Source organism: Bdellovibrio sp. MYbb2 (assembly GCF_056175685.1).
Genome location: NZ_JBJKJI010000001.1, coordinates 2019495 through 2033311, shown reverse-complemented (window position 1 = coordinate 2033311; position 13817 = coordinate 2019495). Strand labels below are relative to the sequence as shown.

Below are 13817 nucleotides of genomic sequence, written 5' to 3'. Positions count from 1 at the left end.
CTTATCAGGTGCGGGTTTTTAAAAGAACTATTTCAGACGGGAGTTCAGGAACTCAATCAAGCACTGAACCGGCTGGCCGCTGCCGCCGCTGGAAAGCAAAGCCCCCTGAGCCTTGTCCGTCCATGCATACACATCCAAGTGCGCCCATTTTTTTCCACGCACGAATTTTTGCAGGAACAATGCCGCCGTAATAGCGCCACCGAAACCGCCGCCGGAATTTTTGCAATCCGCAAACGGTGAAGACAGATCGCCCCAGTACTTTTCAAACAAAGGCATGCGCCAGTTCAAATCACCGGAACGCTGACCGGCTTTGGTCAAAGCCGCGGCCAGTTCATCATCGTTCGAGAACAGACCGGCAATTTCAGCCCCCAAGCCCACCTTGATAGCACCCGTCAGGGTCGCAACGTCAATCACCAGCTCGGCTTCTTCTGTGCCTTTTTGCGTACAGGCCACATCCAAAACATCCGCCAGAACCAAGCGGCCTTCCGCATCGGTGTTGTCGATTTCAACTTTCATCCCACTGCGGGCCGTGATCACATCCCCCGGACGGAAGGACTTTCCATCCACCGCATTTTCAGCCAAGGCCAGATAGAAATCCAAAGGACCCGGATAGTTGCTTTCCGCAGCCCACTGAGCCAGGGCGATCACGCTGGCCGCGCCACCCATGTCTTTCTTCATCAGACGCATTGCTGAGCTTGGTTTAATATCCAAGCCACCGGTGTCAAAAGTGATCCCTTTACCGACAATAGCCACCGGCTTCAAAGCCGATTTCTTCGCCGGACGGTATTTAAGGTGAACCATGCAAGGACCGTTTTCAGCTCCCTGCCCTACGGCCACATGCAGACCCATTTTTTCGGAAACCAGCTTTTTGGTGTCCCAAACAGTGACTTTGGTGTTTTTCGGGAAGCCCAGGCGTTTGGTTGCCATTTCCGCGAAAGATTTCGGATTCAGATCATTCGGTGGCAAGTTCACCATGTGACGGGCCACGTTAACCGCGCGCGCGCGCAACATTGCATCCTTCACGACCGCTTTATCCCAAGAACCCAGAGATTTTCTCAATGCCACTTTTGGCAGATCGGTCAGTTGCTTGCCGTCAACGAACTGACGGAAGTTATAAACTGCCACATCCAAACCAACCAAAGCGCCCAGATCCTGAGCTCCTTCAGTGCCATGGAATTCCATTTGAACTGCTTTCAGGTGGTGAGCTTTCAACTGGCTCACCAAAGTGCCGAACTGATCACGAGCCCAGGAATAAGCTGCTTCATCAATCAGACCGTCATGGCCCACGCTGGCTTTTTTGCGTGGACGAAGAATCCAAACCGGGCCGTTGCTGCCTGCGAAATAAACAACCTCACGGTCATTCTGTTTCAGGGTCTTTGCCTGCCAAGCCAAACCATGCTCTTCAATCAGGGAAGCGAACTTTGCAGAGTCATCCACCCCTAGGAAATAGACAAAGCCTGTCATTTCATTTTTTACTTTAAGTTCTTTTCCGAAGTCGAAAGTTTCAATCCAGGAATGGAATTGAAGCTTCCCCGCCGCCTTTGCTGCTGGAGTCGCTTTTTTAGCCACTTTAAATCCTCACTTTTAGTTTGTGATTAGGGTGATATTCCGTAGAATCATAATATGACGTGGACAGAGACCACAAACCTAAAATTTTGCTTACTCAATGCAGAGAACCTGTTTTTGATGTTTGATGGAATCCCGTCCAAGGATGCTCTGAACCTGAAAGAAGCTCACTGGCAGCGTCTGTCCACGTCGGTCTATGAAAACAAACCTCTGAAGAAGACTCAGGATATCGCCAAAGCCCTCAAAGAGATCAACGCCGACATCATCATGCTGTGTGAAGTGGGCGGACTTGAATCACTGAATAACTTCAACCTTCTCTTTATGGATGAAGCCTATTCCCCTTGTCTGATTGAGGGAAACTCGGAACGCAACATCGACGTGGGGTTTTTGATCCGCAAAGGGCTGCCGTTCTATTTTGACCTTCAGTCCAACAAGCACCGCCTGATCAATTACCTGTATCCGCACGAGCGCGACAGCCTGGCTCACGGCTATCCGGTCAAGGGCGGCAAGATCACCACCAGCCACAAGTTTTCCCGGGACGTCGTGGAACTGAAGCTTTTCAAAACGGACCGGGACAAACCGTTCATGATTATCCTGCTGACGCACTTAAAGTCCCGGCTGGATCCGGAGCGAATTGACCCCAACGGCTTTGAACGACGTCAGGCCGAGCTGCGCACATTGATCGAAATCTATCAGGAACTGGAAAAAACCCACCCGCTGGTGCCGGTCATGGTCGCGGGCGACTTTAATGGCAACGCCAGCGTCACCGGCACCGATGAAGAGTTCAAAGACATCTATAGCCTCACTTCGCTGCGCGACGTGTTGGAAGTGGCGCAGCTGGAATTTGAGGAACGTGCGACCTTTTATCAAGTCCGCAATTCTTCACGGGCCGACGGGCGGCAAATTGACTTTGTTTTCATCCCACCCCTGCTGCACCCTTATCTGAAGCCGGTGTCGGCTTATGTGCATCGCTACAAAGATGAGTTCGGAATGGCTCACGACATCCCCCGCAATATGGATGCCAAATTAAGTCTGCCTTCGGATCATTATCCATTGGTGTTCGAAATTGAGAAGCTTCCTTTGAAATAAGAAGCCAACATATTGACGTTTTTCACGGTCAAATTTATTCTAAATGTCACTATGGCAATGCAAAAAACTTCAATCCCTGATTTCCAAATCACCGCGAAAGTCGTCTACGTCCCTACAGAGTCGCGCCCCGCTGAAGGCTATCATTTCTTTGCCTATAAAATTGCCATCACCAACACCGGATCAACCCCTGCCCAACTGATGAGCCGTCACTGGGTTATCACCGATGCTTTGGGCAAAAAAGAAGAAGTCCGCGGCCCTGGCGTTGTCGGATTACAGCCCAAAATTCAGCCCGGTCAAACCTTTGAATATGACAGCGCTTGCCCTCTGACAACGTCCACCGGCAGTATGGTGGGACGTTATTTCTTCGTGGGTGAAAGTGGCGAGAGCTTCTCGGTGGAAGTACCGGAGTTTTATCTGATCGCTCCTTTGGCGCTGCATTAATTCCCTGCTGTTCCTAAATCGCTTTTGAACATTACATGGTCCAGTTTTCAGTTTTTGGCTGGAAATTGCGAAGAAAGCCGTGCTAAACCCTCTGGCAATTCGTTGGGGGCGTTTTATGACGTGGTTTAAAAATCTCAAAGAACTTCTGGGCCTTGAAAAACCCGATATGTGCCTGTGCATGGTCGTCTCTGAACAAGAAGGCGCCGAGATCTGGGTTGAAGGTCAAAGAACCAACTATTTCACTCCGAAACTGGTCGCGATCAAAAAAGACCATCCGGTGAAAATCACCGTGAAAATGATCGGTCACGAATCCCATACTGCCGTGGTGAAAAGCTCGCACAATCTGACCTATTACTATTGCAACCTGGAGCGCATCCCGCTTAGACTCGTCAGCAATGAAGTCTATAGATCTGCCCATCGTTAAAAAAACATCCCGCCTGATCCTGCGCCCCCTTGAAGCCACTGATTATGAAAACTGGGTGCAGGCATATTCCAGCATGCGAGCTCCGCAAAATGAATGGGATGAAACCAACTGGGCAGAATCCGAACTGACCCCCAGGAAATTCAAAGAACTTCTGAAATCCGAAAAAGACCAGCGCGCACGTGATCACTTTTATTCTTTCGGTGTATTTTTGAAAGACGACGGCACGCTGATTGGTCTTGTCACCCTGATGGATATTTCCCGCGCGGTCTTCCAAAACGCCTATGTCGGCTATCGTATTTTCAATAACTACTGGGGTTATGGATTTGCCCAGGAAGCAACCCGTGGCTGCATCGACATCGCCTTCAAGAAATTAAAACTTCACCGCGTGGAAGCCGGCATCGCGCCGACGAACAAAAAATCCATCAAAGTCGCCAAGGCTTTGAAGATGCGCAAAGAAGGTTTAAGCAAACGCCGCCTGCTGGTTCATAAAAAGTGGCAGGACATGGAAATCTGGGCCCTGACCAAAGAGGAAGTTTAACCCCTCAAACCCCCGATTATACAAGATCATTTCTGTGAATGAAAACCGGGTGAAAAAGAAGTGAGAAAAGCATGATCAACATCATGCTCTTCTCACAGTTTTTTTGACGAATACGAAATTTAAGAGCGAAATCTCAGTCAAGAAATGAAAGAGGTTTCCCATGCTAAAACAAACCGTACTCGCAACCGCACTGATCCTGGCCGCCGCATTGAATGCAGAAGCCGCCACCCACGAAATCAAAATGCTTAACAACGGCAAAGAAGGCATCATGGTCTTCGAACCGGCTTATCTGAAAGCAGCCAAAGGCGACACCATCAAGTTCGTCCCAACCGACCCGTCCCACGACGTGTCTTCCGTGGTAGTTCCAAAAGGCGCCAAAGCCTTCAGCGCCCCACTGAACAAACCGCTGACAATCAAAGTCACTGAAGAAGGCGTCTATGTCTACGAATGCAAGATCCACCTGCCAATGGCCATGGTCGGCGTCATCCAGGTAGGTACTCCAACAAACTTAAAAGAAGCCCAGGACAAATCAAAAGAAATGTCCAAAACCTTCGCCATGAACAAAGACCGCCTGGACAAATATTTGAACCAAGTAAAGTAACCAACCCTCTGCGCGATGCTACCTAACTAACGCAGCATCGCCAGAAAAAACAACCAGGCACCTTTTCGGGGCGTCGACATAAGCACAAAGGTCGACGCCCTTCTTTTAAATAAAAAGCCCCTACCTGTCCCGTCGGCAAGTTCCGCAGCAGCTCATCCCAACGGGATGGCGTCCGCGAGGACTGTTCGCAGCCGAGGGGGCAGGTAGGGGCTTTTTATTTAAAAGAAGGAGCTAAGGGCTTCGTAGGAATGTCTTCCAGCCACCGTCCTCGGTGCGCTGATAGACATAGCGTTCGTGCAGGCGGCCGTTCAGGCCGAACCAGAATTCGATTTCGGTGGGAATGACTCTCCACCCGCCCCAGTGTGGCGGACGTGGCACAACTTGGCCGTCGAATTGTTTTTCGTATTCTTGAACCCGGCGGGACAACCAGTCGATGGCCGGAATCGTTTCGCTTTGATGACTTGCCCAGGCACCGATTTGGCTTAAGCGGGCTCGTGTCGCGAAGTAAGCGTCACTTTCAGCCGCCGAGATTTTTTCAGCTTTGCCGGTAATGCGGATCTGCTGCCAGATCGCGGGCCAGTGGAAATTCAGACAGACAACCGGATTAGTCTCGATGTCTTTGCCTTTATGAGAACTGTAGTTCCCATAAAAAACAAAGCCCCCCTTGCTCACCTCTTTAAGATAGACGATGCGCACGGAGGGCACACCCTTTTCATCCACGGTGGCCACCGACATTGCGTTGGCTTCCGGGATCTGCTTTGTGACCGCCTCTTTCATCAGGCGGTCAAAATGCTCAAAAGGGTCTTTGTTAATGTCGAACATTAATTACTTTTTCTTTTTAGTGTCTTGTTTAACGATGTCGATCAACTCAACGTCGAACACAAGAACAGAGTTTGGCGGAATGCCAGGGCGACCGGATGGACCGTAAGCCAACTCAGGTGGAATGAAAAGCTTGGCTTTGCCGCCAACTTTCATCAACTGAAGAGCTTCTGTCCAACCTGGGATCACGCCACCAACTGGGAATTCAGCAGGTTGACCACGATCGTAGGAAGAGTCGAACTGTTCGCCGTTAGTCAAAGTACCTTTGTAGTGAACTTTAACAACGTCTTCTTTTTTCGGAGAAGCGCCAGTGCCTTCTTTTTCAACGATGTATTGCAAACCGGAAGCAGTTGTTTTCACGCCCGCTGCAGATTTGTTTTTCTCCAGGAAGTCTTTACCAGCTTTAGAGTTACCTTCAGCCTGTTCCTGTTGTTTTTTCATCGCCATTTCTTGAAGTTTCATCATAGCAGCTTGCATGTCTTCTTTAGACATTTCGTTTTTACCTGCTGCTGCGTCTTTCAAAGCCATCGCCAATGCATCTGCATCGAAGTCGATGTTTTGTTGTTTCAAGTTACCACCGATTTGCTGACCGATAGCATAGCTCGCTTTTTTCATATCAGTGTCGAGCTTAACTTTCTTTTGGCAAGCTGTTGTGAAGGCCATAGCCGCAACAACCAGACCACCAAGGACCAATTTATTCATGCTGTCTCCTCTTAAGGGGTTTTGTTTTAAATACTAAAGGCTTTATCTTGCGCTCGTTTCTTTTATTTTCAAATAGATAACGCGCAGTGAAATGAGCCTTAGTTCAGCGCAAGCCGTGGACGAACTTTTCAGCCTCGATGCGGGTTCCCTTGAACAGAACCGTCACGTGACGACGGTCCAAAGATCCCAGATACATCGGGTCGTAGTAATATTGCAGCAGCTTTTCTATCCACACTTTATTGCCTGAAAGCTCGGCATGATTCAGGTACTGCAGCTCGGCGTTTTCAAGATCGGCCATGACTTCCTGAGTTCTCAATCCCCCCAGCTTACGGTGGATTGCCTGCAAAGACTGGCGATACCGGGCAAACAATTGCAATGCCTGCCCACGAAGGATGTCGTTTTCCTCGGCACAGCGAGGTGTCGAAGCCAAACTCTGCCCGATCGAGGAATTCAAAATGTAGTCTTCAAAGACATTGTCGGTTCGCACTTCCAAAGGCTCATCAATCCAGATCACTGGTGACGACCGCAACCGAATAAAGAACGTCGCCGGCTGTGAGATTCGCCCGATCAGACGACTTTCGTCCTCCACCAGCGGTTTGATTTTTCCTTGAATTTTGTCCTCAAGAAGCAGGATTTCACGGGCCAGATGGTTTTCATAATCCACCTGGGTGGGCTGCGGAACTTCCCAATTGCCAAAGGCCGAGCCTCGGTGCCGAGCCAACGCCTCCAGATCAATTATCGGATGGTCCTTCAGTCCACGCAGAAAATGCGTCTTCCCGCTGCCAGTGGGACCGGACACTGCGATCAGCTCTTGTCTGACGGAAAATTCCTCAATTTGTTTGATCAGATAATTGCGGGCGGCCTTATAGCCTCCGGTCAAAAGCGGACGTTCAATCCCGGCCTCTTTCAACCAGGCCTGAGAAATCCGCGAACGCTGCCCGCCCCGAAAACAGTAAAAGACCGCTTCAGGATTGGCCGTGACAAAACTTTTCCAGGCGTTCACGCGCTGCTCTTTCACGGCGCCGGAAACCAGCTCATGCCCCAGCTTGACGGCCGCTTCATTTCCCTGATTTTTGTAAACCGTTCCAACCCGGGCCCGCTCTTCATCCGTCATGATTGGCAGATTGACGGCTCCGGGAATTGAGCCCTGCTGAAACTCCACAGGGGCGCGAACATCCATCAACGGGATGTTTTGCTGGAACAGTCGTTTTAATTCATCGGGCTTGATGTTTTTAAGGCTCAAAGATCACCGCTTTATCCTGGCGAGGCAAAACCTCTCCAATGATTTCAGCAGATTTGAATTTGGCGCGCAAGGCTTGAACCATGTCGGCACTGACCTCGCGGGAAACGGACAACAACAATCCACCGCTGGTCTGCGGATCATGCAACAAATGCTGTTGCAGGGATTCAAGACCCGACACCGAAATGGATTCTTTGGTGTATTCCGCGTTTGAACGATGCGCTTTGGTCAAAAAACCTTTTTCCAGGAATGACAACGCCTTGGCAAAGCGCGGGATTTTACCAAAAGAAATTCGCAGACTGACTTGGCTGGCATTGGCCAGCTGCATGCCATGGCCGGACAAACCAAAACCCGTGATATCAGTCGCCGCATGCACTTCAGCCTTCAACACGTCAGTCATATAGTCCACGGCATTGTTCACGGTAGCCATGCTTTGCAAAGCTTCCATGATGTCAGCTTCCTGAACTTCCTGGCGTTTCAGTCCCGCCGTCAAAGTCCCTGTGCCCAAAGGCTTGGTCAGGATCAGATGATCCCCGGCTTTGGCTCCGGCATTGGTCCACACCCGTTGCGGGTTTACAAAACCTGTTACAGACAGACCGAACTTCAGAGTGTCGTCATCAATGGAATGTCCGCCCACGAAATTGGCGTCAGCTTCAGCGATCTTGTCGCTGGCCCCTTGCATGACATCAACGATCACTTCCTTAGGCAAAGTCGCCAACGGAAATGCCAGAATGCCCATGGCCGTCTTGGGCTTTCCGCCCATGGCATAGACGTCGCTCAGCGCGTTGGCCGCCGCGATTTCGCCAAACAATTTCGGGGTGTCGACAATAGGAGTGAAAAAATCAAGAGTTTGCACGAGGGCGATTTCGTCGTTGATCTTGTAAATCGCCGCATCGTCAAAAAGACCGCCATCCACCATCAAGGCCGGATGAGCCGCCGGGAATTTCACCTGCCTCAGAATTTCGCGCAGTTCGGAGGCCGCCACTTTCGCAGCACACCCCCCTTTTTGCACCGTCTGAGTCAGGGAAATTTTACTGGAAGTCATGAGTTGTGCGTTTCTTTTTTCTCTTCAGTTTGTGGCTGCTGCTCAGTCATCGGTTTTGCCGGATTCTGAGTGATCTGCTGTTTAGCTTCCTTTTCGTCAGCGGCAGGATCTTCATTCAAACCCTTCTTGAAGCCACGGATGGATTCACCCAAAGAACGTCCCAAATTGGGAAGTTTGCTTGGTCCAAAAAGAAGCAAAGCGATACCACCGATAAGCAGGATTTCTGTCCAACCCAAATTCATAAGGTCTCCTCGTTAGAACACCGAAACCCTAGCATAAGGCCTATTGCGCGGCAACAAAAGGAGGTGCATTATATTGAGAAAGGGGAAATACGATGCTGAGTTTCATCATGCTACTGGCCTTAGCTGGTAATGCACAGGCCCAGAACCCACCTAAAGCCAAGAAAATGAACACTTCCATCTATGAACAGGAAGCCGAAGAGGAAAAATCAGAGAGTTTTTCCGCCAAAGTCCGCGTTGTTCGCGAGATTTCCGATGAGGTCGAGGTCTTCTTTGAGGGCGAGAAAGCCAAAGGTGCCTACACCCTGCCGCGCTCCCTGCCGCAATATGGCGCACTGCTAAAGATCCTGGAGAAATCCCGCAAGCCGGGCGGCCCTCCGGTGCAGATCTCTGCTGACGGCGATAAACGCATCAAAACCGTCGAGGCGTCCGCCGCCCCGAAATCCACGGTGATCGTGCCTGACGACCCAAACAAGAAATGGGATTTCGGTAAAATTCCAGATTGATCCTAAGCCCGGGAAGTGAGATTTTCACTTCCTCAATGAAAAACACTCGGGCACTTTGGTTCAATCAATCCTGGCTATACCTTAAGCGCATTCTGATCGTGAATGTCGCTTTTCTGATTATCGGTTCCGTCTGGCGCTGGGCATTTATGGCCACCTTCGGCGATGCCCGCGAACTGTCCCAGCTGGCACCCGCGGTTTTCAAAGCCTTCGTTCTGGGCTTCCGCTTTGACAGCACCGTCCTTTTTTACGTGAATGCCATTCCTTTGCTGATTCTGCTGTTCTTAAGCTTCTTCACTTTCTGGAAGGGTTTTGAATCTTCACTTTCAAAAATCTATTCCCGCTTCACCGCTTTCCTGGTTCCCTACTACACCGTGATGCTGTTTATCGTGATGTTTGTCACGGCCGTGGACTTTGGTTTTTACAGCTTCTATCAGGACCGCATCAACGTTCTGATTTTCGGATACTTTGAAGACGACACCGTCGCCATCACCAAAACAATCTGGCGCAACTATCCGGCCGTGTGGATTTTCCTGGGGCTGGGGCTTTTCACCTATCTTTTGTGGAAGGGTCTTAAGATCAACTTCACTCAAGGTCGTGAGTGGCTTCCGTGGCGCGCGCAAAAAATCTCTTACCCGGTGTTTGTGCTGTTCTTCTTCGTATTGTTTGTCTTAAACGGCATCGGAGCCCGCGGATCTTTGGCGCTGTTTCCACTGAGCGAAATGGACACCGGGATTTCCAAAAGCATCTTCGTGAATCATCTAAGCTTTAACGGTGTGCGCGCTTTCGGTCGCGCGGTGGAACTTAAGGCCCAGCAGATTTCCCAATGGGACAGCAATCTGCGCCACTATGGTTATGGCGGCAATTACCGTCAGGCCTTTGCGGATTTCTATCAGATCTCGGTGGATCAGGTGCCGGCCGACCCGCTGGATCTGATGAAGCGCCAGACACCGAAAAATGCGTGGGCAGAAAAGAACCGCCCCCATGTGCTGTTGCTGGTGATGGAATCGATGGGGGCTTACTGGTTTAACTATAACAACCCGGAATTCAATCTGCTGGGCGACTTCAAAAAACACCTGAACGAAGACACCTATCTGACAAACTTCCTGTCCAGCACCAACGCAACGATTGGCAGCCTTAGCTGTTTGATGATTGGCTCTCCGCAAAGACCTATTGGCGAGTTTTTGACGGAAAGTGATTACCTGCAGGTGCCGTTCCGTTCCAGCACCGCAAGAGTTTTCAAAAGTGCCGGCTACAAAGCCCGCTTCCTGTACGGTGGAAACCCCGGCTGGCGTGAAGTGAACAAGTTTGCGATCAAGCAGGGCTTTGACACCGTCGAGGGCGAAAGCGAAATGGCCGAGGCTCTTGGCGGACTTAAAGAACGCCACGACTGGGGCGTTTATGATGAAGAGCTGTTTGACTATGTCTATAAGACATTAAGCGAAAGCACCCAGCCCCAGTTCATGCTGACCATGACCACCACGAACCATCCGCCCTATCAGCTTCCGCACTCTTATCAGGTGCCGGATCTGAAAACCCCGGATGAACTAAAATCCCGTCTGATCGGTGACGCGGCTTTGGCGGAAAAGCGCTTTAAAACCTATCGCTATTCTTCTGATCAGCTGGCGAAGTTCATGACGAAACTTAAGAACTCGCCGTTGAAAGACAAGGTCATCGTCGCCATCACCGGAGATCACACCTTCTGGATTGTGAACTTCACCGAACAAGAGCTTTTGCAAAAAGGCTCGGTTCCTTTCTATCTTTACCTTCCAGAACCTATCCGCAAAAAAATGGATCCTGAGACCTTTGGCTCCCAGGCGGACATTGCGCCGACACTTTACAATCTGGCACTGTCGGAAGTTCCTTACTCGGCGCTGGGCCGTGATCTGTTTGAAAAGAACGGCGACTTTGCGGTGAATGCTTTCAACCTGATTGCTGATCGCACGGGCGGAGTTCTGACAACCAGCAAACCCGAAAATGACATCTCTTTGGACTGGGAAGGCCACTATGAGCGCCTGGTCCGTGGTGAAAACACCGAGCACAAAAAACAACTCGCCGTGAAATACAAATCCTTGATGAGTGTCCTGGATTATTATTTCATGAAAGAAAAGCAAGATCAGAAAGGGCCCGTGGATCATGCGGATTCTAGTCGTTGAAGATCAGATAAAGATGGCGAACTTTTTGAAAAAAGGCCTCAATGAGGTTGGCTATGCCGTGGACCTGGCTGAAAGCGGATCTGCCGCTGAATCTTACATGGCCCAAGGCGACTATGATCTGGTGATTCTGGACGTGATGCTGCCTGATCAAAGTGGTATTGATACCGCCCGCCACATCCGTCGTGACGGCTATGAAGGTCCGATCCTGATGCTAACGGCCCTGTCCACCACCAAGGACAAAGTTCATGGACTGGATGCCGGTGCTGATGACTATCTGACCAAGCCCTATTCTTTTGATGAACTGCACGCCCGCGTGCGCGCGCTGCTTCGCCGAAAGGCCCCGTCCCAAGGCGGTGCTGTCAGCAACATCCTGAAATATGCGGATCTGGAACTGGATCTGATCCAGCGCAAAGCCCGCAGAAGTGCGCAAGAAATCTCACTGACTTCCAAAGAGTTCGCTCTGCTTGAATACTTCATGCGAAATCCTGAGCGCCCGTTGGGCCGCGTTTCCATTGCCGAACATGTCTGGGACATTCACTTTGATTCTGAAAGCAACGTGATTGACGTCTATATCAATTTGCTGCGAAAGAAAATCGATGTCCCGTTCCCGAAACGTCTGATTCATACGGTGGTGGGTACAGGCTATGTTCTTAAAGAAAATCTATAATTTCTTTCAAAGTTTCAGCATTCGTCTGCGCCTGTCGCTGATCTTTGTGCTGATCTTTGGCGCTACCACCGTTTTCTTTAATATGTTCCTGTTCCAAATGATGATCGACACCCTTCAACAGGATTTCGACGATGCTTTATTCAATTACTGCGTCGACGTTTCCGACGGGATTGAAATCGGCATCAAGGGGGACCTCAGCTTCCCTCCCCTAAGACTGGATCACGGGAAAATCCTTCCGTTCCCGCTGGGAACAGCGCTGATTCAGGTGCGTCACAGTTCTGGCGCCGTGCTGGCGCGCGTGGGAAATTTCGGCGAGTTCAGCCCGCCCTACAAAAAAGACTTCGAACGCATCTGGAAGGGCGAAGAAGCCACCTATCGCACCATCGAACACATCCGCAATATTCCCTCGGCCGAGGCCGATTCGTACCGCCTGATTTCATTCCCGCTGGATAACGCCGCCAAGCCCCAGTTGATGCTGCAAATTGCCGTGCCAATGACCTTGATGGAAACCCAGATTCAAAAGCGTCTGACGCTGTTGCAACTGGGTATTCCGTTTGTTTTGTTCGTGGCAACCCTGGGCGGAATGTTCCTGTCGGCGCGCGCTTTGAACCCGGTGAATAATATCATTAAGATCGCCAAGGAAATCAAAGTCACCGAGCTTTCCAATCGCGTCCCCGTTCCCAATGCCAACGATGAAATCAAACAGCTGTCACTGACGCTGAATGAAATGCTGGATCGTATTCAGCAGGCCTTCCAGTCCCAGGAACGGTTCGTTGCGGATGCCTCGCACCAGTTGCTGACACCACTGACAATCATGCGCGGTGAAATGGAACTGCTGCAGAAAACTGAACAGCGCGATGTCGATCAATTTATCAAAAGTGCTTTGCAGGAAGTGGACAATCTTTCCAGTATCGTGCAGGAAATGCTTTTGTTGGCTCGTGTGGATGCGGGGATTGGCGCCTTGAATCTGGAAGATCTGAATTTTGACGAACTGGTTTTTGAAGCCCTGACTCGGGTTGAGAAACTGGCAAAATCAAAAGATATCAAACTGAAAGTCACAATTAATAATGAAACCGGCGAAGAACACAAACCTATTCGTGGCGACAACGACCTGCTGACGAATCTCATTGTGAACATCGTTGAAAATGCCATCAAGTATTCACCCAATCAGGAAGTGGTCTCTGTGACGGTCAATCATGGCCGCGAGACAACAGAGCTGCTGGTTGAAGACAATGGCCCGGGCATCCCGGAAGAACAACTGCCGTTCATCTTTGAACGCTTCTCACGCGGTTCCAATATGGAGACTCGTGTTAAAGGCTTTGGTCTAGGTTTAGCAATCGCGCAAAAAATCGCCATTCTTCACAATGCCAAGCTAAGTGCTCAGAATCATTCAGGGTCAGGTGCGAAGTTCGGGTTTGAAATTAAAAACATTTAATCTGCTTTTAATCAAAGATTTAACCCCGTTTGTTAGCCTTTTCTAGTTCGCAATTGAAGCTAACAAAGAACCATTAGGAGGTTACTATGAAATTCGCTTCTATCTTGATGACTATCGCTTTCGCAGGTGTTGTTGCTCACGCTAACGAAACTGCTCCAGCTGCTACAACTGCTGCTCCTGCTGCTCCAGCTCACGCTGAAGTTAAAGCTGAGAAAAAAGCTGCTAAGAAAAAACACGCTAAAGAAGCTGCTCCTGCAGCGGCTGCAGCTCCAGCTGCTCCTGCTACTACAGCTCCTGCTGGTCACTAATCTTTCGCTCTCACGAGCAAAAGATGTGATAAAGGGAACCTTCG

16 protein-coding genes are annotated in these 13817 nt (G+C 50.1%); 10 read left to right on the top strand and 6 right to left on the bottom strand.

Annotated elements, in window-relative coordinates:
• Positions 1–27: 27 nt before the first annotated feature.
• A complete protein-coding gene (locus tag AC04MQ_RS09835) occupies positions 28–1569 on the bottom strand; it encodes a M17 family metallopeptidase (protein WP_475391983.1) in 1542 nt (513 codons plus the stop codon).
• A 54-nt stretch (positions 1570–1623) separates the two neighbouring features.
• Between AC04MQ_RS09835 and AC04MQ_RS09830 the strand changes: the two genes are divergently transcribed.
• The 5 genes from AC04MQ_RS09830 to AC04MQ_RS09810 all read left to right on the top strand — a co-directional run bounded on the left by AC04MQ_RS09830 (position 1624) and on the right by AC04MQ_RS09810 (position 4659).
• On the top strand, positions 1624–2655 hold the full coding sequence (locus AC04MQ_RS09830) for an endonuclease/exonuclease/phosphatase family protein (protein ID WP_475391982.1): 1032 nt from the start codon (positions 1624–1626) through the stop codon (positions 2653–2655).
• A gap of 51 nt (positions 2656–2706) precedes the next feature.
• A complete protein-coding gene (apaG, locus tag AC04MQ_RS09825; RefSeq protein ID WP_015091609.1) occupies positions 2707–3096 on the top strand; it encodes a Co2+/Mg2+ efflux protein ApaG in 390 nt (129 codons plus the stop codon).
• A 115-nt stretch (positions 3097–3211) separates the two neighbouring features.
• Complete coding sequence (locus AC04MQ_RS09820; protein ID WP_015091610.1) at positions 3212–3520, top strand: hypothetical protein; 309 nt, start codon at positions 3212–3214, stop codon at positions 3518–3520.
• On the top strand, positions 3492–4058 hold the full coding sequence (locus tag AC04MQ_RS09815; RefSeq protein ID WP_475391981.1) for a GNAT family N-acetyltransferase: 567 nt from the start codon (positions 3492–3494) through the stop codon (positions 4056–4058). Before AC04MQ_RS09820 ends, AC04MQ_RS09815 begins: the two co-directional genes overlap by 29 nt.
• A 160-nt stretch (positions 4059–4218) precedes the next feature.
• Positions 4219–4659: a pseudoazurin gene (locus tag AC04MQ_RS09810; RefSeq protein ID WP_015091612.1), complete on the top strand. Its 441-nt coding sequence runs from the start codon at positions 4219–4221 to the stop codon at positions 4657–4659.
• Between the two features lie 231 nt (positions 4660–4890).
• On the opposite strand, the gene pdxH is transcribed toward AC04MQ_RS09810, so the two are convergent.
• The 5 genes from pdxH to AC04MQ_RS09785 all read right to left on the bottom strand — a co-directional run bounded on the left by pdxH (position 4891) and on the right by AC04MQ_RS09785 (position 8707).
• Positions 4891–5481, bottom strand: a complete 591-nt coding sequence (pdxH, locus tag AC04MQ_RS09805; RefSeq protein WP_015091613.1) for a pyridoxamine 5'-phosphate oxidase — start codon at positions 5479–5481, stop codon at positions 4891–4893.
• 3 nt (positions 5482–5484) lie between these two features.
• A complete protein-coding gene (locus AC04MQ_RS09800) occupies positions 5485–6180 on the bottom strand; it encodes an FKBP-type peptidyl-prolyl cis-trans isomerase (RefSeq protein ID WP_041577794.1) in 696 nt (231 codons plus the stop codon).
• A gap of 103 nt (positions 6181–6283) precedes the next feature.
• Positions 6284–7423 carry a tRNA 2-selenouridine(34) synthase MnmH gene (gene mnmH / locus AC04MQ_RS09795; RefSeq protein ID WP_015091615.1) on the bottom strand — a complete coding sequence of 380 codons (1140 nt, stop codon included), beginning with the start codon at positions 7421–7423 and terminating at the stop codon, positions 6284–6286.
• Positions 7413–8465 (bottom strand): selenide, water dikinase SelD, encoded by a 1053-nt coding sequence (gene selD, locus AC04MQ_RS09790; protein WP_015091616.1) that lies wholly within the window; start codon positions 8463–8465, stop codon positions 7413–7415. The genes mnmH and selD overlap by 11 nt, the downstream gene beginning before the upstream one ends.
• Positions 8462–8707, bottom strand: a complete 246-nt coding sequence (locus AC04MQ_RS09785; protein ID WP_015091617.1) for a twin-arginine translocase TatA/TatE family subunit — start codon at positions 8705–8707, stop codon at positions 8462–8464. Before AC04MQ_RS09785 ends, selD begins: the two co-directional genes overlap by 4 nt.
• 92 nt (positions 8708–8799) lie before the next feature.
• On the opposite strand from AC04MQ_RS09785, the gene AC04MQ_RS09780 reads away from it, so the two are divergent.
• The 5 genes from AC04MQ_RS09780 (at position 8800) to AC04MQ_RS09760 (ending at position 13773) form a co-directional block, all read left to right on the top strand.
• Positions 8800–9210 carry a hypothetical protein gene (locus tag AC04MQ_RS09780; RefSeq protein ID WP_015091618.1) on the top strand — a complete coding sequence of 137 codons (411 nt, stop codon included), beginning with the start codon at positions 8800–8802 and terminating at the stop codon, positions 9208–9210.
• A gap of 35 nt (positions 9211–9245) precedes the next feature.
• Positions 9246–11363, top strand: a complete 2118-nt coding sequence (locus tag AC04MQ_RS09775; protein WP_015091619.1) for an LTA synthase family protein — start codon at positions 9246–9248, stop codon at positions 11361–11363.
• The gene (locus AC04MQ_RS09770) at positions 11344–12030 is read left to right on the top strand and encodes a response regulator transcription factor (protein ID WP_015091620.1); all 687 of its coding nucleotides are present in this window, start codon (positions 11344–11346) and stop codon (positions 12028–12030) included. The genes AC04MQ_RS09775 and AC04MQ_RS09770 overlap by 20 nt, the downstream gene beginning before the upstream one ends.
• On the top strand, positions 12008–13465 hold the full coding sequence (locus AC04MQ_RS09765; protein ID WP_015091621.1) for a sensor histidine kinase: 1458 nt from the start codon (positions 12008–12010) through the stop codon (positions 13463–13465). The genes AC04MQ_RS09770 and AC04MQ_RS09765 overlap by 23 nt, the downstream gene beginning before the upstream one ends.
• Positions 13466–13551: 86 nt before the next feature.
• Positions 13552–13773: a hypothetical protein gene (locus tag AC04MQ_RS09760; RefSeq protein ID WP_041577798.1), complete on the top strand. Its 222-nt coding sequence runs from the start codon at positions 13552–13554 to the stop codon at positions 13771–13773.
• Positions 13774–13817 lie beyond the last annotated feature (44 nt).